The following is a 20,086-nucleotide window of genomic DNA, read 5'->3' as shown; positions in this document are numbered from 1 at the left end:
TCACCTCGTCTCTTCCTGACGCTCCTTCGCTCTTAGCTGACCGCAAGCAGCATCAATATCATGGCCTTGCTCTCGTCTAATCGTTACGTTTACGCCGCGTTCTTTCAGCGTTTTTTCAAATAGGAAGATTTGTTCTCTCGGTGTTCTTACATAATCCCTTTCCGGTACATAGTTCACCGGAATGAGGTTCACGTGGCACTTGATTCCTTTTAATAAGTCTGCAAGCTCTTCTGCATGATGAACTTGATCATTTACTCCGCCAAACAGGCCGTATTCAAAGCTGACACGTCTTCCTGTTTTTTGAATGTAGTATTCAATGGCTTCCATTAATTTCGGCAGCTTATATGCCTTATTGATCGGCATTAGACGGCTTCTGATTTCTGTGTTTGGTGCATGCAGGGAGACAGCAAAATTGATTTGCATTTGCTCATCAGCGAATTGATAGATCTTTGGAATGATTCCGCTTGTCGACACTGTAATATGACGCGCGCCAATATTTAAGCCGTTGTCATGGTTGATGATTTTAAGGAAAGCAAGCATTTCGTCAAAGTTATCAAATGGTTCTCCAATTCCCATGATAACAACCGAGCTGACTCTCTCATCTGTTTCGTCAAGTGCCTGTTGCACTTTCAATACTTGAGCAACGATTTCTCCTGCTTCAAGGTTTCGTTTTAACCCGCCAAGTGTAGATGCACAGAATGTACAGCCAATTCGGCAGCCAACCTGAGTTGTAACACAGACAGAGTTTCCGTATTCGTGGCGCATCAACACTGTTTCAATGGTATAACCATCATGTAATTCAAATAAAAACTTGATCGTTCCGTCTTGAGACGTTTGTTTGATCACGGTTTTTAATGTGGTGATCGCAAATTGATTTTTTAATTTTTCTCTTAAATCCTTTGAAAGGTTAGACATATCGTCAAAGGATGTCACACGTTTCTCATAAAGCCACTCGAAAATTTGAGCTGCGCGGAAAGGCTTTTCGCCTTGTTCTTTTAACCATTCTTTCATTTCGTGAAGCTCAAATGAGTAGATCGACGGCATTTCTGTCTTCAGTTCTTTTCTTACTTTTTGTTCTGTCATTTTTTATCCCTTCTTTCTCATGCTGCAAATAAAGAAACCATCTGTTCCGAAATAATGAGGAAGAATTTGTACACTTCCGTTTTGAACAAACGGAGCAACCTGCTCAGGCAGCCGTTCATTAAGAGATAGATCGGGTTCGAAGTCTTGGTGTTCTTGTAAAAACGCATGAATCACTTGTTGATTTTCTGTTGGATCCATTGTACATGTACTGTATACAAGGGTTCCGCCCGGTTTTAAAAGCGGGGCCGCTTCCTTTAAAATGGCCTGCTGGATAGCTGCAAGCCTTGCTGAGTCTTCTTGTGACTTTGTATATTTCATATCTGGTTTTCGTCTAATGACGCCAAAACCGGAACACGGCGCATCAATGAGAATACGGTCAAACGAAGCTTCGCTGTAATAGTCTGCCGCTTTCCTTGCATCAAGTGCTTTTGCCTCAATGTGAGTAAGGTTCAGACGTTTTGCTGCTTGTTTGATGAGTTTCACTTTATGTTCATGTAAGTCGAGTGAAACAATTTTCCCCTCATCATTCATACGTTCTGCAATATGAGTTGATTTTCCGCCAGGAGCCGCACAGGCGTCAAGCACCGTTTCTCCTGGCTGAGGGTCAAGCGCTCTTGCAACAAGCATTGAGCTTTCATCTTGAATCGTAACATAGCCTTCTTGAAAAGAAGGGGTTGAGACGATGGACCCTTTCATGAGCTTAAGTGCATCTTCAGATAAGTCGCCAAGCTCCGTTTCGATGCCTGCATCCATTAGTTTTTGCTGCAGTGCCGTCCGGTCAGTTTTCATTCGATTGACGCGAAGGGTTTGCTTTGGCGGGACTAAATGAATGCGGCACATGTTTTCTGCCGCTTCAAATCCGTACGCCTGAACCCATTCCTGCACAAGCCATAATGGGTGGCTTGTCTCAATGGACAGCCGCTTTACTGGATCTTTGATCACATCAAATGACGGAATGCCTTCTCTTTGTACGGAACGAAGAACACCGTTCACAAGTGAAGAAATGCCTTTGTGCCCGCGCTTTTTCGTTAGCTCGACAGCTTCATGAATGGCTGCACGATCTGGGATTTTTTCAAGGTACACCATTTGATAAAGTGACATCCGTAAAAGCTGCATCACCCACGGAGCCACCTTTTGCGGTTTTTTCACAAAGGGCGCAAGCATATAATCTAATGCCAGCTTATTTTGCAGTGTACCATACACAAGCTCTGTTAACAGCGGTTTGTCTTGATCAGCTAAGTCTTTTTCTTTCATGACTGACTGCAAAAGCAAATTACTGTAAGCTTGGTTTTGTTCGAGTTTGATTAAAGCGTCCAGCGCTACTTCTCTCACATTACTTTTCTTCATTCATTAACCCTAATTTCTGCCCAATTTCGATATTTGCGCCTCTTAAGAAGTCTTCGCCGCTCATTTTTTTCTTACCAGCTGGCTGCACACCTGTTAACAAGAGGCCTTGCTTATTACCCGTTCCAATGACCGGACCTTCTTTTTGAAGCTCAATCACTTTCCCAGGTTCTTCTTGCGCTTGTAGCGGAACCTTTTTCGCTTCCCATACTTTTAGATGAGCGCCGTTCCATTCAGTATAGGCAACTGGCCATGGATTTAGCCCGCGAACTTGGTTGTAAAGCTCTTCACCGGTTTTTGTCCAGTCTAACCTTTCTTGCTCCCGCTTAATATTTGGTGCGTATGTGGCCGCTTCTTCATTTTGCGGAATCGGAGAAATAGATCCGCTCAGAACATTTGGCACCGTATCTTTTAGCAGTGCGGCACCAGCTGTACTTAATTTGTCATGCAATGTTCCAACATTGTCTAATTCATCGATTTCCACTTCTACTTTACTGATCATGTCACCTGCATCAAGCCTTTCCACCATGTACATGATCGTAACGCCTGTTTTCTTTTTGCCTTGAAGGATCGCATAATGAATCGGCGCGCCGCCTCTTAGTTCTGGCAGGAGCGAGGCATGAACGTTGATACAGCCAAACTTAGGTTCATCAAGTAACCGTTTAGGTAGAATTTGTCCAAATGCCGCTGTGACGATTAAATCCGGCTGTAATGCAAGCACCTTATCAATTTCTTCATCTAGGCGTACCTTTTCAGGCTGCAACACAGGAATGCCGTGCTTTAAGGCTTCCACTTTCACAGGAGGCGGTGTGAGCACTCGCTTTCTTCCTTTCGGGCGGTCTGGCTGCGTGACGACCCCTACCACTTCGTATCCTTCTGTTATCAGTGTTTGCAGCACAGGTACTGAGAAATCAGGGGTTCCCATAAATACGATACGTGCCATTTTCTTCACCCTTCCATTTCCGCAAGTTCTTTTTCTGTATAGGTTTCAATGATTTTTGACGTAAATAAAATGCCGTCTAAATGATCAATTTCGTGTAATAAGGCTCTTGCTAAAAATCCATCTGCTTCTATTGTAAATGGTTTGCCTTTCTTATCAAAGGCTTTTACCTTCACATAGTTTGGTCTCTCTACAGTGCCGTATAAGGATGGAAAGCTCAGGCAGCCTTCAATATCTGTTTGGCTTCCTTCTACTTCAAGCACCTCGGGGTTCACTAAATCAATTCTGCCAGATTCTTCTCCAATATCTACAACAGCGATTCTTTTTGAAACACCGATTTGTGGTGCGGCTAGTCCAACTCCATCCAGCTCAAGCATTGTATCATACATATCATCCAGCAGTTTTTTCAGCTTTTTATCGAACGTATCGACACGCTCTGTCTTTTGTTCAAGCACTTCTGCCGGATGTATGACTATTGGTTTTACTGCCACTTATAGCCCTCCGTTTTACATCATCATATATGGATTCATATCTATTGAAATCATCAATTGTTTTTGTTCCATTTCCTTTTGATAATGGTCTTGTATTTTCCGTAGTAAACTTGCCAGTTCATTTTCCCTTTTGTATTTTATCACGCATTGATAGCGATATCTATCTTTGATCTTAGCGATTGGTGATGCAGCCGGGCCAAGGATTCGCGTATTCGGTGCACAATTCATTTTTAGGAACTGAACAATTTGATCAGTCACATGTGCTGCCTTCGTCACTTCTTCGTGTGACACTGTCACCATCGCCAAAAAGTAATACGGCGGATAGGACTGGTGGCGGCGATGCAGCATCTCCTGTTCATAAAAGGCTTCGTAGTCATGCTGCTTCGTTAATTCAATACTATAGTGAGAAGGCGTATACGATTGAATAATGACCGAGCCCGCTTTTTCATGCCGCCCTGCCCTGCCGCTGACCTGTGTGAGAAGCTGAAATGTTTTTTCACTTGAACGGAAATCAGGGATGTGAAGGGATGTATCCGCACTTAGAACACCAACAAGTGTGACATCTGGGAAATCCAGCCCCTTTGCAATCATTTGCGTTCCGAGCAAAATGTCCGCTTCTTTATTGCCAAAAGAGGTAAGTAGCTTTTCGTGAGCACCTTTACGAGACGTTGTATCCACATCCATTCGGATGACTCTTGCCTCTGGCAGTACTTTTGTCAGCTCTTCTTCTACACGCTGCGTCCCCGTACCAAAATAGCGAATATGCTCACTGTGGCATTCTGGACATTCAGCAGGTACTGGTGCTTCGTGACCACAATAATGGCACTTCAGCCGTTTTTGATAGCGGTGATAGGTGAGAGAAATTTCGCAATGAGGACATTGCTCTACATATCCGCAATCACGGCACATGACAAAGGATGAATAGCCTCTTTTGTTCAGAAATAAAACGGCTTGTTCTTTTCTTTCAAGCACTTCCTTTAACCTAAGCATTAATTCCTCTGAAAACATGGAGCGGTTGCCATTTCTTAGTTCTTCTCTCATATCAATTAACGAAACGTGCGGCAGCTGCTGCTGGTTGACGCGGTGTCTGAGCGACAGCAATGTATAGACGCCTTTTTTCGCACGTGCATAGGTTTCAAGTGAAGGTGTTGCACTGCCTAATACGACTGGACATTGATGCCGCCCTGCTCGTTCAATGGCAACATCCTTGGCATGGTAACGAGGCATTTCTTCTTGTTTATAAGAGGATTCGTGCTCTTCATCTATAATAATCATGCCTAGATTTTCAAATGGAGCGAAAACAGCAGATCTTGCGCCAACGACAAGCTTGACTTCCTTGCGATGGATTTTCCGCCATTCATCATATTTTTCTCCTGTCGATAAGCCGCTGTGAAGAACGGCCACATTTGAGCCAAATCGTTCTTTAAATCGCTGCACCATTTGAGGGGTTAACGAGATTTCAGGAACTAAAACGATCGCTTCTTTTCCTTTTTGAAGAACATGATCGATTGTCTGCAAGTAAATCTCCGTTTTGCCGCTTCCTGTCACTCCGTGCAAAAGAAAGGTTTCGTGCTGATCCTCACTCACTGCTTGATGAATATGATCGGCCGCCTCTCTTTGCTCTGGCGTGAGATCAAGTGGAGCAGATGGTGTAAACTCACGGTCACGATAAGGATCTCGATAGACCTCTTCATAGCTTTCTGTTAACAGCCCTTCTTGAATAAAGGTTTTAAGCGTTTGAGAACTTGCGCCTGTTTGCTGCTGCAAGTCTTTCGCTAAAAAGGTTGTCTCTCCCGCTTGAAGCAGATAGGAGATCAGTGCTTTTTGTTTCACCGCATTTTTCTTTAGCTGCTGCTGTTTTTCTGCAAGTTTTTCTTTCGATACAGCCATCTGGAGCATGCGGACCTTTTTCTTTCCAGATTTTTGCGAGACATGGTATCTCACCTCTAGATGACCTTTTTGAACATGCTTTTGAATTTGTTTTAAATGTTCAGCCGGGATGTCAGCATAAAGAATGCTTTCTCGCTGACCGAAAAGCTCTTTCAATGACTGCGGAAGTTCTTCCTCTGAAAGCACCTGAATTTCTTTTTCATACTTTGCCTTCATGGCTGCGGGCAGCATCGATTGAAGTGCCGTGATATGATAAGACAATGTTTTTTCCGTCAGCCAGTGGGAAAGCTCCAATAGCTCATCTGTCAGAACAGGTGATAAATCAAATAAATCGACAATCTCTTTGATGTTTCCTGTCTTGATGTCTGTTTCATCTTTGACTTTTGTCACAAACCCTTGAATCTTCCTCGGGCCAAAGGGAACGACCACCCTCATTCCCGCTTTGACGAGATCTTTGAATCGATCTGGCACACGGTAATCAAATGGCCGGTCAATGGCTTTCGTTGTGACATCTACGATGACTTCAGCAATCATGCTCGATCACGCTCTTCTGGAAGCAGCTGTATTGCCTCCTTTAAAATTTCAAAAGCGAGGTCTTTTTTGCTCATCATCGGCAGCTCTTTTTTCGTTCCATCTGCTTTGATCATCGCTGCCACATTGGTATCTGTGCCAAAGCCTGCACCCTCTTTTGTGACGTTATTGGCAACAATCATATCTAAATGCTTGGATTCAATTTTCTTTTTCGCATAATATTCTACATCCTGCGTTTCAGCTGCAAAGCCGACCAGCACTTGATGCTCTTTTCTTTTCCCCAGCTCTTTTAAAATATCTTTTGTCCGGGTGAATTCAATGTCCAGAGCGCCGTCCTGTTTTTTCATTTTATGAGCATAGGTCGTGACAGGGGTGTAATCGGCGACAGCTGCTGATTTAATAACAAGATCAGCTTCCCCATATACCTCTAGCACAGCTTGATACATCTCTTCAGCTGATTCAACGTGCACTACATGTACATGGTCAGGTTCAGTTAAAGAAACAGGTCCAGAAATCAGCGTAACATCTGCCCCCATTTGCTGAGCAGCCTCTGCAATCGCATAGCCCATTTTTCCACTAGAACGATTTGTAAAGAATCGGACAGGGTCGATGACTTCACGTGTAGGACCTGCTGTCACCACGACTTTTTTTCCTGAGAGCGGTAAGCTTTTTGGCTCTTCAAAAAAAGCACGGATGTGTTCCACAATTTTTTCAGGCTCTTCTAATCGCCCTTTTCCAATGTACCCGCAGGCTAAATAACCTTCACTTGGCTCAATAAAGCGGTAGCCGTCTTCATATAATGTGCGAATGTTCCGTTTCACAGCCGGGTGATCGTACATATGCACATTCATCGCTGGAGCGATCCATACAGGCGCTGTTGAAGCAAGCAAAGTCGTCGTCAGCATATCATCTGCAAGTCCAGCGGCCATTTTACCAATTGTATGTGCTGTTGCAGGGGCAACAAGAATGAGATCGGCCCAGTCAGCTACGTCAATATGCGCAATGACTCTTGGATTGTTTTCTTTGAATGTATCCACATATACCTCATGCCTAGACAGAGCTTGGAAGGTAAGCGGAGACACAAACTCACGAGCAGATTCCGTCATAATCACTCTGACATTTGCGCCTGCTTGTACGAGTTTACTAGTAAGTGCTGCTGCTTTATATACGGCGATTCCTCCGCTGACACCGAGCAAAATATTTTTTGACTGTAACATTTGTTTGTCCCCCTTAACGGCCTTTTTCACAAATTCGTCTACAATTCAAAAAAGTCAAAACCAATCATAGTTTTGACTTTTTTGAACGTATCGTATCTGCATTGCAGAAGCGATGTGTTATTCTTGATCCTCTTTTTCAAATGTCAAAAGACCAGCGTCGATTTCTTCTAGTGCTTTGCCTACAAATTTGTAAGACTTTGTGTTTTCAATCTGCTGATCTTGGTGGATCTGCATTTCACGTGCACGGCGTGCAGACACTGTTACAAGTGTATATTTTGAATCAAGTTTGTTCATCAATGAGTCAATTGAAGGATCTAACATGGTTTATTCTACCCCCAGCATTTTTTTATATCTCGGTGCGACTCTGTCTCTGCGCAGGTGTTCTGCAAGGACGATCGCTTTGATTCTTTCACAAGCAAGCTCGACATCATCGTTTTCAACGACATAGTCGTAAGCATCCATCATTTCAATTTCTTCTTTCGCAGCGGCCATTCGGTTTCGAATGAGCTCCTCAGATTCTGTACCGCGTGTAATGATGCGGTTTTGAAGTTCTGAAAGACTAGGCGGTGCAAGGAAAATAAAAAGACCTTCCGGGAATGCTTCTCTTACTTGAAGTGCACCTTGCACTTCAATTTCAAGGAAAACATCTTTTCCTTCGCTTAATGTCTGTTCAACATAGTCAACAGGCGTGCCGTAGTAATTCCCGACGTACTCTGCCCATTCTAACAGCTTTTTGTTTTCAATCATATGTTCAAATTCTTCCCTGGTTTTAAAGAAATAATCGACACCATTTCTTTCACCTTCACGCGGTTTGCGTGTCGTCACAGAAATAGAGTATTCAAATTTCGTATCTTCCTGGGAGAAAATGGCTTGTCTGACCGTTCCTTTTCCAACTCCCGAAGGTCCAGAGAGAACGATTAAAAGTCCTCTTTCTTTCATAATGGCGTATTACCCCTGCCCTTCATCTATGATTTCTTCTTTTACAGAAAGTCTTTGCGCGACAGTCTCAGGCTGAACGGCAGATAAGATGACATGGTCACTGTCCATAATGACAACAGCACGGGTTCTTCTTCCGTATGTAGCATCTATGAGCATGCCTCGATCTCTTGCGTCTTGTATCATTCGTTTAATCGGTGCTGATTCCGGACTGACGATCGAAATCATCCGATTCGCTGAAATGATGTTTCCAAATCCGATATTGATCAACTTTATGGTCATCTTCTTTCGTCCCCCTGTAATATAAACGTCTCTAGTCTCGCCGAAAGAGACGCACTGTAAACAGCATACACAATGACTATTCTATATTTTGCACTTGTTCTTTTATTTTTTCAATAGCACTTTTCATTTCAACCACCAGCTTTGTTAAATGGTGATGGTTCGCTTTTGATCCAATGGTGTTCACTTCACGGTTGAGCTCCTGTACAAGGAAGTCAAGTTTTCGGCCGGCAGCACCGCCTTGCAGCAAGATTTGCTGAAATTGCTGAAAGTGACTTTTTAATCTCGTAATCTCTTCTGTAATGTCGCAGCGGTCAGCAAAGATGGCAGCCTCTGTTGTCAGTCTGCTCTCGTCAAGCGCCTCACCGATCCATTCTTGCAATCGCTGATTCAATCGTTCTTTGTACTGACTCACAACCTCTGGTGCAAAGACTTTGATTTCTTCTGTATAGGCCTCTAGTTCAGAAAGCCTTAGTTCACAGTCTTTTTGAAGTGATGCTCCCTCTTGCTCTCTCATGAAGCAAAGCTCCTTGACAGCATCCTCGCAAGCTTCCATCAGCAGCTGCTCTAGCTGTTCATTTCGGCTGGCTGACTCTTCCACCTGAACGGCAAGCTCAAGCCCCAATAAGTCATGTGCATGCTGAATGCCTGAAATGTGATAGCGTTCCTCGAGGTCTTTTGCGGCTTTCATGTATTCATCAAGCAGCGGCCAGTCGATCTGTAAGGACCGGCTTGCTAGTTTACCGCCTTCAATCGTGACAAACAGCTCAATTCTACCGCGCTGCACGTGACGAAGAATGATCTTTTTTAATGTATCTTCGAAATATAAAAGCGGCCTCGGCAAACGGGCATGAACCTCTTTAAAACGGTGATTGACCGATTTTAGCTCAACTGACACTGTCAGTTCTCCATCCGTTTTACTCGCTTGGCCGAATCCCGTCATACTGCGTATCATGTTAAAACACCCAATTCTTTCATATTAATAAAATGAAAAAGGTAATAGCAGACACTATTACCTCAAAATTATACCATAATGAATTATTTTTTTCTTGTCAAAAGTGATCCTGCCAGTAAAAAAGTTGGCAGTGCAGACATCCCGATGATCAGCAGCCAATCAATTGGTGCAATCGCGACCGTTTTGAAAATTGGCTGAAGCGGCGGGTAATAAATGACCACAAGCATGAGTAAAAGTGATGACAAAACCGCACCGATCAAATAAAGGTTCCCAAATGGATTACGTTCAAAAATGGACCGTTCACTGCGGCAGTCAAATACATGAATGAGCTGCGCCAAAACAAGCGTACTAAATGCGACAGTCTGTGCATATTGCAGGTTGTTTGGATCGCGGTGATACACAAATATAAATGCCAAAAGGGTCGCAAGCCCGATGAGGAATCCTCTTGAGATGACCTTCCAGCCAAGCCCCCTTGCAAAAATGCCCTCTTTCACATTCCGCGGCTTTCTCTTCATGACATCGCCTTCTGGCTTATCCATGCCAAGTGCCATAGCCGGTAGACCATCTGTGACAAGGTTTACCCATAAGATTTGTATAGGAACGAGCGGAAGCGGAAGCGCGAGGAGCATCGCAAACAGCATGACCAAAATTTCTCCGACATTTGATGCCAGCAAATAGCGGACAAACTTACGAATGTTTTCATAAATATTTCGGCCTTCTTTAATGGCGGATTTAATGGTCGCAAAGTTGTCGTCAAGTAAAATAAGAGAAGACGCTTCCTTGGCTACGTCTGTACCAGTGATGCCCATGGAGATGCCGATATCTGCTTGTTTAATGGCAGGCGCATCATTGACCCCGTCACCTGTCATCGCTACAACATGACCATTTTTTTGATAGGCTTTGACAATTCTCAGCTTATGCTCAGGAGAAACCCGGGCAAAGACATATACATTTTCAGCCGTTTGCTCAAGCTCTTTGTCGCTCATTTGATCAAGTGCTTTTCCGTCGAGCACCTGTCCTTGCTTCGGTAAAAGGCTTAAATCTTTTGCGATCGCTTTGGCCGTTTCCACGTGATCCCCTGTAATCATGACCGTTTTAATGCCAGCATCCCGGCACTCTTTAATCGCTCGTCTGACTTCAGGACGCGGTGGATCGATCATGCCCTCTAATCCGATAAATGTTAAATCAGCTTCAGCCTGCTGTACAGAGGTGATTTTTTCTGTCAGACCGACTTTTTTATACGCAATGGCAATGGTTCTAAGCGCCTGTCTTGCTAAACCTTGAATCGCAGCTTCTGTTTCTTGCCTGTGAGTGGCTGAAAAAGAAGCTGTGCGTCCGCCTTGCATGATATGACTTGAACGGTTCATTAGTACATCCGGCGCACCTTTTGCAATGACATACCGCTCTTTTTGATTTGTTTCAACGACGACTGACATCATCTTTCTTTCTGAGTCAAAAGAAAACTCCTCAATAACATGAAATCCAGCTTCAATGAATTGCTCTGTAAAACCCGCTTTACGTGCTGCGGTAAGGAGCGCTCCCTCTGTCGGATCCCCATCCAGCCTCATCTCCCCGTCTTTTTCAACGATAGTCGATGTATTACAAAGCGCCCCGTATAATAACACCTTTTGCAGGCTTGGATGCTTGTCGGCATGGACGATTTCCCCGTTTAAGGTAAAGTCACCGGATGGCTCGTAGCCTGTGCCAGAAATATTCCACGTTTTTCCCTCTGCCCACACATGGGTCACAGTCATTTTATTTTGCGTCATGGTTCCTGTTTTATCAGAGCAAATGATTGACGCGCAGCCGAGTGTTTCCACTGCCGGGAGCTTTCTGACAATCGATTTTTGTTTGATCATCCGCTGTACCCCTAGGGAAAGGGCGACAGTGACGATCGCCGGCAGTCCTTCTGGAATCGCCGCCACAGCAAGAGATACACCCGCTAGGAACATATGATACAATTCATGTCCTTGCACTACACCAAGAACAACAACGAGCACCGTTAAAAATAAAGCAGCCACAATCAGAATTTTTCCAAGCTGCTCGAGACGCCTTTGCAGCGGCGTTTCCATATTACCTGCTGCATCCAGCATGCCGGCAATTTGTCCCATCGCTGTATTCATTCCTGTACCAATGACAACCCCTACGCCGCTGCCTCTAGTAACAAGCGTCCCCATAAAGGCCATGTTCGTCAAATCCCCGAGCGAAACATGGCCGCTTGAAAGTGGACTTGCGTGTTTGACTGCTGGGATAGACTCACCAGTGAGGGCGGACTCCTCAATTTCTAAGCTCTTTGTATCTAGTAATCTAATATCTGCCCCAATCCGGTCTCCGCTTGAAAATTTCACAATATCCCCTGGCACGAGATGTTTAGACGGGATCTTGACCCATTCATTATTTCTCCTTGCATACACGTGCGGAGTTGATAATTCCTTTAACGCTTGAAGGGATTTTTCCGCCCGGCGTTCTTGATAAAAGCCGAGTACACCATTAATCAAAACAATGGCCACAATCGCAACAGCATCAATGTATTCTCCTAAAAAGGCAGAAATGATTGTTGCAGCAAGCAAGATTAACACCATGAAATCTTTAAACTGTGCTAAAAAAATGATCAGAGCCGACGCCTTTTTTCCTTCCTGCAATTCATTTGGCCCGTGTTTTTCAAGCCGCTTTTGTACATCTTTTTCTGACAGTCCGTCACCTATCGATGTATTCATTGTTTTTAATAAATCGGTTTGGTTCAGTTCATGCCAATTCATTTGACCTCGTCCACTCCTCTTTTGTTCTCTCTCATATGCAGTGTTCTATAAGCCAGTTTATTCAGACTCGTCCTAAATCATGCTATAATAATAAGACTGCCTAAAGAACGAGAAAACGGAAGGTTCTTTCAGTAGATTTGTGTGAAAGAAGAGGGTGTATCCAACATGTCATTTGACGGCATTTTTACATATGGTATGACTAATGAATTGCAAAAGGCATTAACTGGCGGAAGGATTTCAAAAATCCATCAGCCATATAAGCACGAGCTGATTTTTCATATTCGAGCAAACGGGAAAAATCATAAGCTCCTTTTATCGGCTCATCCGAGCTATGCAAGAGTGCAGCTCACCGAGCATCAATACGATAATCCAAGTGAGCCGCCAATGTTTTGTATGCTACTCAGAAAGCATCTTGAGGGCGGCTTCATTGAACGTTTTGAACAGATTGGATTTGACAGGGTCATTGTGCTTCACGTGCGAAGCCGAAACGAAATCGGCGATGAGCAGACGCGTAAGCTTTACATTGAAATCATGGGACGTCATAGCAACTTCATTCTTGTAGAGGATGGAACGCAGCAGATCATTGATGGTCTGAAACACCTTTCTCCATCTGTAAACAGCTATCGAACGGTGCTCCCTGGTTATGAATACCTACTGCCACCTGCTCAGCAAAAATTGAATCCTTTTGACGTGACAAAGGATGATATTTTGAAGCATTTACGCTTTCAAGAAGGAAAGATCGCCAATCAAATTGTCGATACCTTCTCTGGGGTTTCCCCGCTTTTTGCAAAGGAAGCAGTACACCGGGCCGGTCTTGCCAATCAAGAAACGATCCCAAATACACTGCTCGACATGTTCCAGCTCATTCGCATGCATTCTTTTACGCCGCAGCTTACAAGAAAAGACGGGAAAGAGTATTTCTATTTATTAGAGCTTCAGCATGTCCAAGGCGAGATGAAGACATTCAACTCACTCAGCCAGCTGCTTGACCGCTTTTATTTTGGAAAAGCTGAGAGAGACAGAGTCAAACAGCAGGCGGCTGACCTTGAACGGTTTGTCGTCAATGAAAAAAAGAAAAATGAAAACAAGCTAAAAAAGCTAAAAAGAACCCTTGAAGAATCTCAGGATGCACACAAGTATCAGCTCTATGGCGAATTGTTAACAGCCAATTTATATGCGATCAAAAAAGGGGATAAAGAAGCGACTGTCATCAATTATTACGATGAAGACGGCGGAGAAATTACAATCCCGCTTAAAACAAACAAAACCCCTTCTGAAAATGCACAAGCATATTTTACAAAATATCAAAAGGCAAAAAATGCTGTAGAAGCTGTAAATGAACAAATTGAGCGAACTCATGAAGAAATTGCTTATTTTGAAGAGCTGATTCAGCAGCTGTCCTCTGCTTCTCCGAAGGATTTAGAGGAAATGAGAGAAGAGCTTGTTGAAGGAAAATATTTGCGCGCCAAACAAAAGCGTCACGCCAAAAAGAAAAAACCGGCGGCCATTCAGCTCGAAACGTATGAATCGTCCCAAGGTATTCCGATTTTAGTTGGAAAAAATAACAAACAAAACGAGCATTTGACTACAAAGGCAGCTGCTCGTGATGATATTTGGCTGCATACAAAGGATATTCCTGGATCACACGTCGTCATTCGTCACCAAGCACCTGATGAACAAACGCTGCTTGAAGCGGCTCAAATTGCCGCCTACTTTTCGAAAGCAAAAGAGTCCAGCTCCGTTCCTGTCGACTATACAAAAATCCGGCATGTGAAAAAACCGAACGGAGCAAAGCCTGGCTTTGTTACGTATGATCAGCAGCAAACATTATTTGTCACGCCTGACCAAGATCTTGTGCTCAAGCTGAGAAAATAAATAAGAAAAGCCGATAAAATCCTGACATGAGGATTTATCGGCTTTTTCTTTGTCGTTTTTTTCTTTCGATGTAAAGGGCATCAAGTGCGTCAATATCCTCTTGTTCAAGCAAGGATTCAATTGCCGCCGCCAGCTGTTTTGTCCGGGCGGGGCTTGCACCGCTTGTAGAGACTGAAATCGTCACTTTTCCTGCTTTGACAACCTTCGGCACCATCACATTGCCTAGCTCTGATTGGCTCACACAATTCACAAGCTGGTGAGGCTGTGCTGTTTGTGCAATCCATTCATTTACCGAAGGGTCATTTGTCGCAGCTACAATGAAAAATGCATCCTTCAAATCTTCAGCGTCTACCTTCTTTTCCTTCCAATTCAATTGGTATGTATCAATGAAGTGTGCCATCTCTTCAGAAAGATTAGGACTGACAACGGTTATATGGCAAGGCTCCGTGCACAGCGCCTTTGCTCTTCTTAACGCCACAGATCCGCCGCCGGCAATGACCACTTGTTTATTGGTTAAATCAAGATGGACTGGAAGCATGGCTTTCTCCTCGGAAACGAAACGCATCGTCTTTGTTTAACATGGTTTCTTGCACGCGTTCAATATAAGCTGCTTTAACATGCGGATGAAAGCCAATATACCGGCATACCCGGACATCTTTCAGCCGCTTTCTCGCCTGAGCGGCTTCACTTTCAATTTCTTTCATTAAAATTCCGGTAAACAGCAAGTAAGGAACGATATAGACAGGCCCATCGTCATCTGCTGATAACTGCGCGAGAACATCTCGATAATTGGGCTCACATGCTGTGATAAAACACGGAAAAACCTCTGCATGTGGAAGCAGACTTCTGACATCGTCTGCAATGCCAAACACATCTCGCTTCACATCCGGATCAGAGCTCCCGCGGCCAATTAAAAGAATCCGCGCCCGCTCGCCTTGATATCCTGCTTCTTCAATTCTCGCGGCAACCGCTTTTGTTACTTCTTGATTCACCCCGATTGGCTTTCCATATGTGACCTTCACTTGCGGAAATCGCACGCGCACTTTATCAATTTCGACCGGTATATCCGATTTGGCATGCATGGCAGTTAAAAGGAGGAGCGGGACGATGGCAATGTGTGTCGCTCCTTTTTTCACACAGGCCTCAAATCCTTCTTCTATAGAAGGGTCCGTCAGCTCTAAAAAACAAATTTCTTGTATATCTGCTTTCACTAACGGCATACAGCTTTTCATAAAAGAAATGGCCTTATCTTGCGCCTCTTTTACTCGGCTTCCATGCCCAACATAAAGGACAGCTTGTTTCATGCGGCTCCTCCCTCTCACTTATTTCATCAGACGAAAAGACACGATGTATGTACGTACGTGTCTTTTCTCTATCATTCTCATTTCTCGATTAATGCGGGTTCAAACCAGTTCAGTTTTTGATGAAAATGAACGACATCTCCAACAACAATTAAACTTGGATGCTCGATCCCTTCTTTTTCAACGGTTTCAGACAGTGTCGCCACAGTGCAGCAAGTTGTCTTTTGCCTCGTCGTGGTTCCCCAGTGTATAAATGCAGCGGGTGTTTCTGGATCCCGTCCATTTTTTAAAAGCAGGCGCTGCACTCTTTCCACGTTTTTGACACCCATGTAAATCACAAGAGTATCAATCCCTGTAGCCAGCGCCTCCCACTTTTCTTCAAAATGTTCATCCTTTTGATAGTGACCCGTGACAAAAGCAACATTTGAGCTGAATTCACGGTGTGTCACAGGGATGCCCGCATAAGCAGCCGCTGCAATACCAGAAGTAATTCCTGGGACAACCTCATACGGAATTCCGTGCTCAGCTAAGCATTCGATTTCTTCACCGCCGCGGCCAAAGACAAAGGGGTCGCCGCCTTTCAGCCGAACGACAACGTTCCCTTCCTTTGCATGAGCCACAAGCGCTTCATTGATGGCTTCCTGTCTCATTGTATGATGATTTGGCAGTTTTCCGCAATAAATCAATTCCGCCTCTGGTTTGGCGTGGGCGAGAATGTCTTGATTGACAAGACGATCATATAAGATGACATCTGCCTGCTGTATCGCCTTATGGGCCTTTAATGTGATTAAATCTGGGTCTCCGGGTCCAGCACCCACAATGTATACTTTCCCCATCTTGCTTTTCTCCCCCTGCCATCAGGCGATTATTTCGTTGTTGCTTTTACATAATCTACAAGACGCTGTTTGGATTCCTCACGGGATAATTCCCCTGTATCTAAGACGAGCTCAGGCTCAGCTGGCTCTTCATATGGTGAATCGATTCCAGTGAAAAATGGAATTTCGCCGTTTCTCGCTTTTTTATATAACCCTTTTGGATCACGCTCTTCACACACGTTCAGATCACATTTGACAAACACTTCGTGAAATTCCCCATCTTCGACTAACTGTCTGACAATGTGGCGGTCTTCTTGGAATGGAGAAATAAAAGCAGTGATGACAATCGTACCTTGTTCCACAAATAATTTCGCCACTTCTCCGATTCGGCGGATGTTTTCTTTTCTGTCGTCATCTGAAAACCCTAGATCTTTATTGAGTCCGTGCCGCACGTTATCGCCGTCAAGAACGGTGACTTGATAGCCTTGTTCAAACAGCTCTCTTGCAGCTGCATTTGCAATCGTTGATTTACCTGATCCGCTTAAACCTGTAAGCCAGATAATGCCGCTTTTATGCTTGTTTTTCTGTTGATATTCTTTTTTTGTAATAGATGCATCATGCCACACGATATGTTCGTTGCTCATGTCATACCCTCCCTTTAAGATACCGTCGTTTTTAATCCTTCGATTAATGTTTCAATGACTTCTTTTCGGCTGAACGTGCTTGGTGGTAATTCACCGTTTCTCAGCATCGTTCGAACTTTTGTACCTGAAAGAATGACATGCTCGCTTTTGTCGTGAGGACACGTTTTTGGTGTGGCCATCGCTTCACATGTATTACAGTAGAAGCTGTGTTCAAATTTTAATGGCGTAATACCGATTTCTTCGCTTGTAAATTGATCAAATAGTTCCTGCGCCTCGTATGTGCCGTAATAGTCACCAACACCTGCATGATCTCTTCCGACAATAAAATGGGTGCAGCCATAATTTTTACGAACAAGCGCGTGAAATATCGCTTCCTTTGGTCCAGCATAACGCATTGCAGCAGGAAAAACACCTAAAAAGACGCGGTCTTTTGGATAATAACCATTCAATAACACTTGATAGCTTTTCATTCTCACATCTGCCGGGATATCGTCAGATTTTGTTTCACCGACAAGAGGATTTAAGAATAAACCATCGACCGTTTCTAATGCTGTTTTTTGAATATATTCATGCGCACGATGAACCGGGTTTCTCGTTTGGAAACCAACAATGGTTTTCCAGCCATTTTCTTTAAAATGACGTCTTGTTTCTTCTGGCTCATACGTAAATTGAGGGAATGGTTTTTCACTGCGTTTCGTCAGTGTAATTTTCCCGCCAATGTAAGTATCACCGCGTTCAAATAATTTTTTCACGCCTGGATGATTGCGGTCATCAGTTTTATAGATATTTACCGCTTCTTTTTCCTTATCTGGTGTGTATTGATCCTCTACTTCAATGACCCCATATACAGTTCCATTATAAGATAAGCGCACGATATCGCCTTGATGGATTTCCGCCGCCTTTTCTTTTGTCACTGGCAGTGTAATAGGAAGAGACCAAACGACACCACTTGCTAGCCGCATACTGCTCACAACTGCTTCATAATCAGCTTTTGTTAAAAACCCTTCAATTGGACTATATCCGCCAATTGCAATGAGTTCAAGGTCTGCAAAGGAGATCGCATCTAGTTCAATTTCCTTTGCAGCTGTGCTGAGATCATATTCTTCATTTACTCGATTAATTAATACGCCACCATGTGGTGTTAAACTCATTTGTTCATCTTCCTCTCAATGTTCATATTTATTAGATGTTAATAGTCGGATTTGTGATTAAATCCCGCCGCCCTGTTCATGAATAGAGCTGCTCTCATTTTTGACTGCCTTCATCAGACTCAGCGCACCAAGTGAGGCAAGCAGTACACTCATCATGATAAAGATAGAGTAATAGTCTCCTTTTAAGAAAAGGCTCACCAGCAAATACGATAGGCTGAGTGATAAGAAGGGTGACACCACCCACACTTTCAGCATTTTTTTCACAACATGTTTGTGAAAAATGTTTGGCCCGCCTTTTGCCATTCCAAGCCCGATAATAGACGAGGAGGTGATTTGTGTAAGCGGAACAGGCAGCCCAAAAATAGAGCTGACGATGACAAGCCCGGCACCGGTACTCGAAAGTAAAATCCCTTCGCCCGTTTGATAGCGGGTGATTTTCTTTCCGTTTGTTTCTAGTACCCTTCTCCCAAGCAAAAGCGCACCAAGTGCAACAAAGATCCCGCCGTAAAGAGTTCCTTGCCCGACTGACAAAACGCCTGACGCGACAAGCGGACCGACCGCATTTGCGACATTGTTCATACCAGCTGAAAACGCCTCTAGAAATCCGCTGAGGATTAACACGACAGATAAAATAGCTGTGCCTTTTTTAGACAGCTTCCGTTTAGGGAACATTCTGATGATTTTGACGACAGTAAAGGTAAAAAGAAAGGCGAAAATCGGGATGATCACCCAAAATGCCACAATCACTAAAATGGATTTCACAAACAATACTTTATACGCGACGGCCACACCAACCACAGCCCCTACTGTGACCTCACTTGTTGATAAAGGGATCGCCATCAGATTCGCTATGAAAAGTGATAGTGCAGCAGAACCAATGATAATACAAACGATTTCAAGTGTAATGACTGATTCTGGCATAATACCAGAGCTGATCGTTTTGACGACCTCACCGCCGCCAATCACTGAACCTGCTAAAATCCCAATTGCACAAACGCTGAGCGCATAAATGGGCTTTTGAATCGCACCTGACCCGTACGCAATGCCCATAGAAGCAGCTGCTCCGCTTGCGCCTATGTTTAAAGCAAAGAATAGACTAAATAAAATTGCGGCGATTTCCATACATTATGCTCCCTTACTCATGTAATCCGCACTCTGTCTTTGCTGTGCCTGACCATCTGCCAGAACGCAGATCATCTGCAGTAAATGCTGGTTGTGTACACGGTGCACAGCCGATACTTGGATATCCTTGGTCGTGCAGCGGATTATAAGTAAGTTCCTCTCTAGATGCATATCTCCAAATGTCCTTCCACGTCCAATGGATAAGCGGACATACTTTCACTGATTTGAATTTTTCATCCTTATTTAAGAAATTCGTCCCTGCTCGTTTTGGTGACTGCTCTCTTCTTAAACCGGAAAGCCAAGCTGGATAACCAGATAGGGCTTCTTGCAAAGGAATGACCTTACGCATATGGCAGCAACTTTGAGGATTTGTTTTCCATAATTGTTCACCGTGCTGCTCATTTTGCTGTTCAACCGTCAGCTCAGGCGTTTTCAGTTCAATGTCTAAGCCCGGGTATCTTTCCTTTACCGCATCAATTGTGTCGTATGTTTCTTTAAAATGCAGACCTGTATCTAAAAAGACAATTTTCGCATCTTTTTTTACTTTTGCAATCAGATCAATCAGAACGATGCCCTCAATCCCAAAGCTGCACGCATATACGAGCTGGTCACCATAATGACCGTACGCCCATTTCAGTACAGACAGGGCTCCTTTATACAAATCATCTTCTTGAAATGTAATGGACGGCTCTTGCCAATTTTCATAAGTTAACATGATTTCTCCCCTTCCGGAGTACAGCTCATATTGCTTTT

The 20,086-nt window shown here is 43.9% G+C and carries 19 protein-coding genes; 1 reads left to right on the top strand and 18 read right to left on the bottom strand.

Going from position 1 to position 20,086, the window contains the following annotated elements; translation table 11 throughout:
• The 11 genes from rlmN to NST59_RS07660 all read right to left on the bottom strand — a co-directional run bounded on the left by rlmN (position 1) and on the right by NST59_RS07660 (position 12,425).
• Positions 1 to 1,083 carry a 23S rRNA (adenine(2503)-C(2))-methyltransferase RlmN gene (gene rlmN / locus NST59_RS07710; protein WP_024424208.1) on the bottom strand — a complete coding sequence of 361 codons (1,083 nt, stop codon included), beginning with the start codon at positions 1,081 to 1,083 and terminating at the stop codon, positions 1 to 3.
• A gap of 3 nt (positions 1,084 to 1,086) precedes the next feature.
• Positions 1,087 to 2,430, bottom strand: a complete 1,344-nt coding sequence (gene rsmB / locus NST59_RS07705) for a 16S rRNA (cytosine(967)-C(5))-methyltransferase RsmB (protein WP_144490566.1) — start codon at positions 2,428 to 2,430, stop codon at positions 1,087 to 1,089.
• Positions 2,417 to 3,370: a methionyl-tRNA formyltransferase gene (gene fmt / locus NST59_RS07700; protein WP_039178449.1), complete on the bottom strand. Its 954-nt coding sequence runs from the start codon at positions 3,368 to 3,370 to the stop codon at positions 2,417 to 2,419. The genes rsmB and fmt overlap by 14 nt, the downstream gene beginning before the upstream one ends.
• A gap of 5 nt (positions 3,371 to 3,375) precedes the next feature.
• Positions 3,376 to 3,858 (bottom strand): peptide deformylase, encoded by a 483-nt coding sequence (def, locus tag NST59_RS07695; RefSeq protein ID WP_039178446.1) that lies wholly within the window; start codon positions 3,856 to 3,858, stop codon positions 3,376 to 3,378.
• 15 nt (positions 3,859 to 3,873) lie between these two features.
• Positions 3,874 to 6,282 carry a primosomal protein N' gene (priA, locus tag NST59_RS07690; protein WP_144490567.1) on the bottom strand — a complete coding sequence of 803 codons (2,409 nt, stop codon included), beginning with the start codon at positions 6,280 to 6,282 and terminating at the stop codon, positions 3,874 to 3,876.
• The gene (gene coaBC, locus NST59_RS07685) at positions 6,279 to 7,496 is read right to left on the bottom strand and encodes a bifunctional phosphopantothenoylcysteine decarboxylase/phosphopantothenate--cysteine ligase CoaBC (protein ID WP_059375053.1); all 1,218 of its coding nucleotides are present in this window, start codon (positions 7,494 to 7,496) and stop codon (positions 6,279 to 6,281) included. The genes priA and coaBC overlap by 4 nt, the downstream gene beginning before the upstream one ends.
• Before the next feature lie 117 nt (positions 7,497 to 7,613).
• Positions 7,614 to 7,817 carry a DNA-directed RNA polymerase subunit omega gene (gene rpoZ / locus NST59_RS07680; RefSeq protein WP_003211647.1) on the bottom strand — a complete coding sequence of 68 codons (204 nt, stop codon included), beginning with the start codon at positions 7,815 to 7,817 and terminating at the stop codon, positions 7,614 to 7,616.
• A 3-nt stretch (positions 7,818 to 7,820) separates the two neighbouring features.
• Positions 7,821 to 8,435, bottom strand: a complete 615-nt coding sequence (gmk, locus tag NST59_RS07675) for a guanylate kinase (RefSeq protein WP_024424214.1) — start codon at positions 8,433 to 8,435, stop codon at positions 7,821 to 7,823.
• A gap of 9 nt (positions 8,436 to 8,444) precedes the next feature.
• On the bottom strand, positions 8,445 to 8,714 hold the full coding sequence (gene remA, locus NST59_RS07670; RefSeq protein ID WP_008344898.1) for an extracellular matrix/biofilm regulator RemA: 270 nt from the start codon (positions 8,712 to 8,714) through the stop codon (positions 8,445 to 8,447).
• 76 nt (positions 8,715 to 8,790) lie between these two features.
• Positions 8,791 to 9,666 (bottom strand): YicC/YloC family endoribonuclease, encoded by an 876-nt coding sequence (locus NST59_RS07665; protein WP_058837724.1) that lies wholly within the window; start codon positions 9,664 to 9,666, stop codon positions 8,791 to 8,793.
• Positions 9,667 to 9,749: 83 nt separating this feature from the next.
• Positions 9,750 to 12,425, bottom strand: a complete 2,676-nt coding sequence (locus NST59_RS07660; RefSeq protein ID WP_341040551.1) for a calcium-translocating P-type ATPase, SERCA-type — start codon at positions 12,423 to 12,425, stop codon at positions 9,750 to 9,752.
• A 165-nt stretch (positions 12,426 to 12,590) separates the two neighbouring features.
• Between NST59_RS07660 and NST59_RS07655 the strand changes: the two genes are divergently transcribed.
• Positions 12,591 to 14,300 (top strand): Rqc2 family fibronectin-binding protein, encoded by a 1,710-nt coding sequence (locus NST59_RS07655; RefSeq protein WP_251180734.1) that lies wholly within the window; start codon positions 12,591 to 12,593, stop codon positions 14,298 to 14,300.
• A gap of 34 nt (positions 14,301 to 14,334) precedes the next feature.
• On the opposite strand, the gene NST59_RS07650 is transcribed toward NST59_RS07655, so the two are convergent.
• The 7 genes from NST59_RS07650 to NST59_RS07620 all read right to left on the bottom strand — a co-directional run bounded on the left by NST59_RS07650 (position 14,335) and on the right by NST59_RS07620 (position 20,048).
• A complete protein-coding gene (locus tag NST59_RS07650; protein ID WP_047202134.1) occupies positions 14,335 to 14,838 on the bottom strand; it encodes a precorrin-2 dehydrogenase/sirohydrochlorin ferrochelatase family protein in 504 nt (167 codons plus the stop codon).
• Complete coding sequence (locus tag NST59_RS07645) at positions 14,819 to 15,604, bottom strand: sirohydrochlorin chelatase (RefSeq protein ID WP_126681791.1); 786 nt, start codon at positions 15,602 to 15,604, stop codon at positions 14,819 to 14,821. The genes NST59_RS07650 and NST59_RS07645 overlap by 20 nt, the downstream gene beginning before the upstream one ends.
• 77 nt (positions 15,605 to 15,681) lie before the next feature.
• Positions 15,682 to 16,437, bottom strand: a complete 756-nt coding sequence (gene cobA, locus NST59_RS07640) for a uroporphyrinogen-III C-methyltransferase (RefSeq protein WP_047202132.1) — start codon at positions 16,435 to 16,437, stop codon at positions 15,682 to 15,684.
• Between the two features lie 29 nt (positions 16,438 to 16,466).
• Positions 16,467 to 17,060: an adenylyl-sulfate kinase gene (gene cysC / locus NST59_RS07635; protein WP_059377086.1), complete on the bottom strand. Its 594-nt coding sequence runs from the start codon at positions 17,058 to 17,060 to the stop codon at positions 16,467 to 16,469.
• A gap of 14 nt (positions 17,061 to 17,074) precedes the next feature.
• A complete protein-coding gene (sat, locus tag NST59_RS07630) occupies positions 17,075 to 18,211 on the bottom strand; it encodes a sulfate adenylyltransferase (protein ID WP_039178416.1) in 1,137 nt (378 codons plus the stop codon).
• 57 nt (positions 18,212 to 18,268) lie between these two features.
• Positions 18,269 to 19,333: an inorganic phosphate transporter gene (locus NST59_RS07625; RefSeq protein WP_268502226.1), complete on the bottom strand. Its 1,065-nt coding sequence runs from the start codon at positions 19,331 to 19,333 to the stop codon at positions 18,269 to 18,271.
• Between the two features lie 13 nt (positions 19,334 to 19,346).
• A complete protein-coding gene (locus NST59_RS07620) occupies positions 19,347 to 20,048 on the bottom strand; it encodes a phosphoadenylyl-sulfate reductase (RefSeq protein WP_047202129.1) in 702 nt (233 codons plus the stop codon).
• Positions 20,049 to 20,086: the final 38 nt, after the last annotated feature.

This window comes from Bacillus sp. FSL R5-0439 (assembly GCF_038008805.1).
GTDB classification, from domain to species: Bacteria; Bacillota; Bacilli; order Bacillales; family Bacillaceae; genus Bacillus; species Bacillus safensis.
This window is presented reverse-complemented; position numbering and strand designations above follow the sequence as displayed.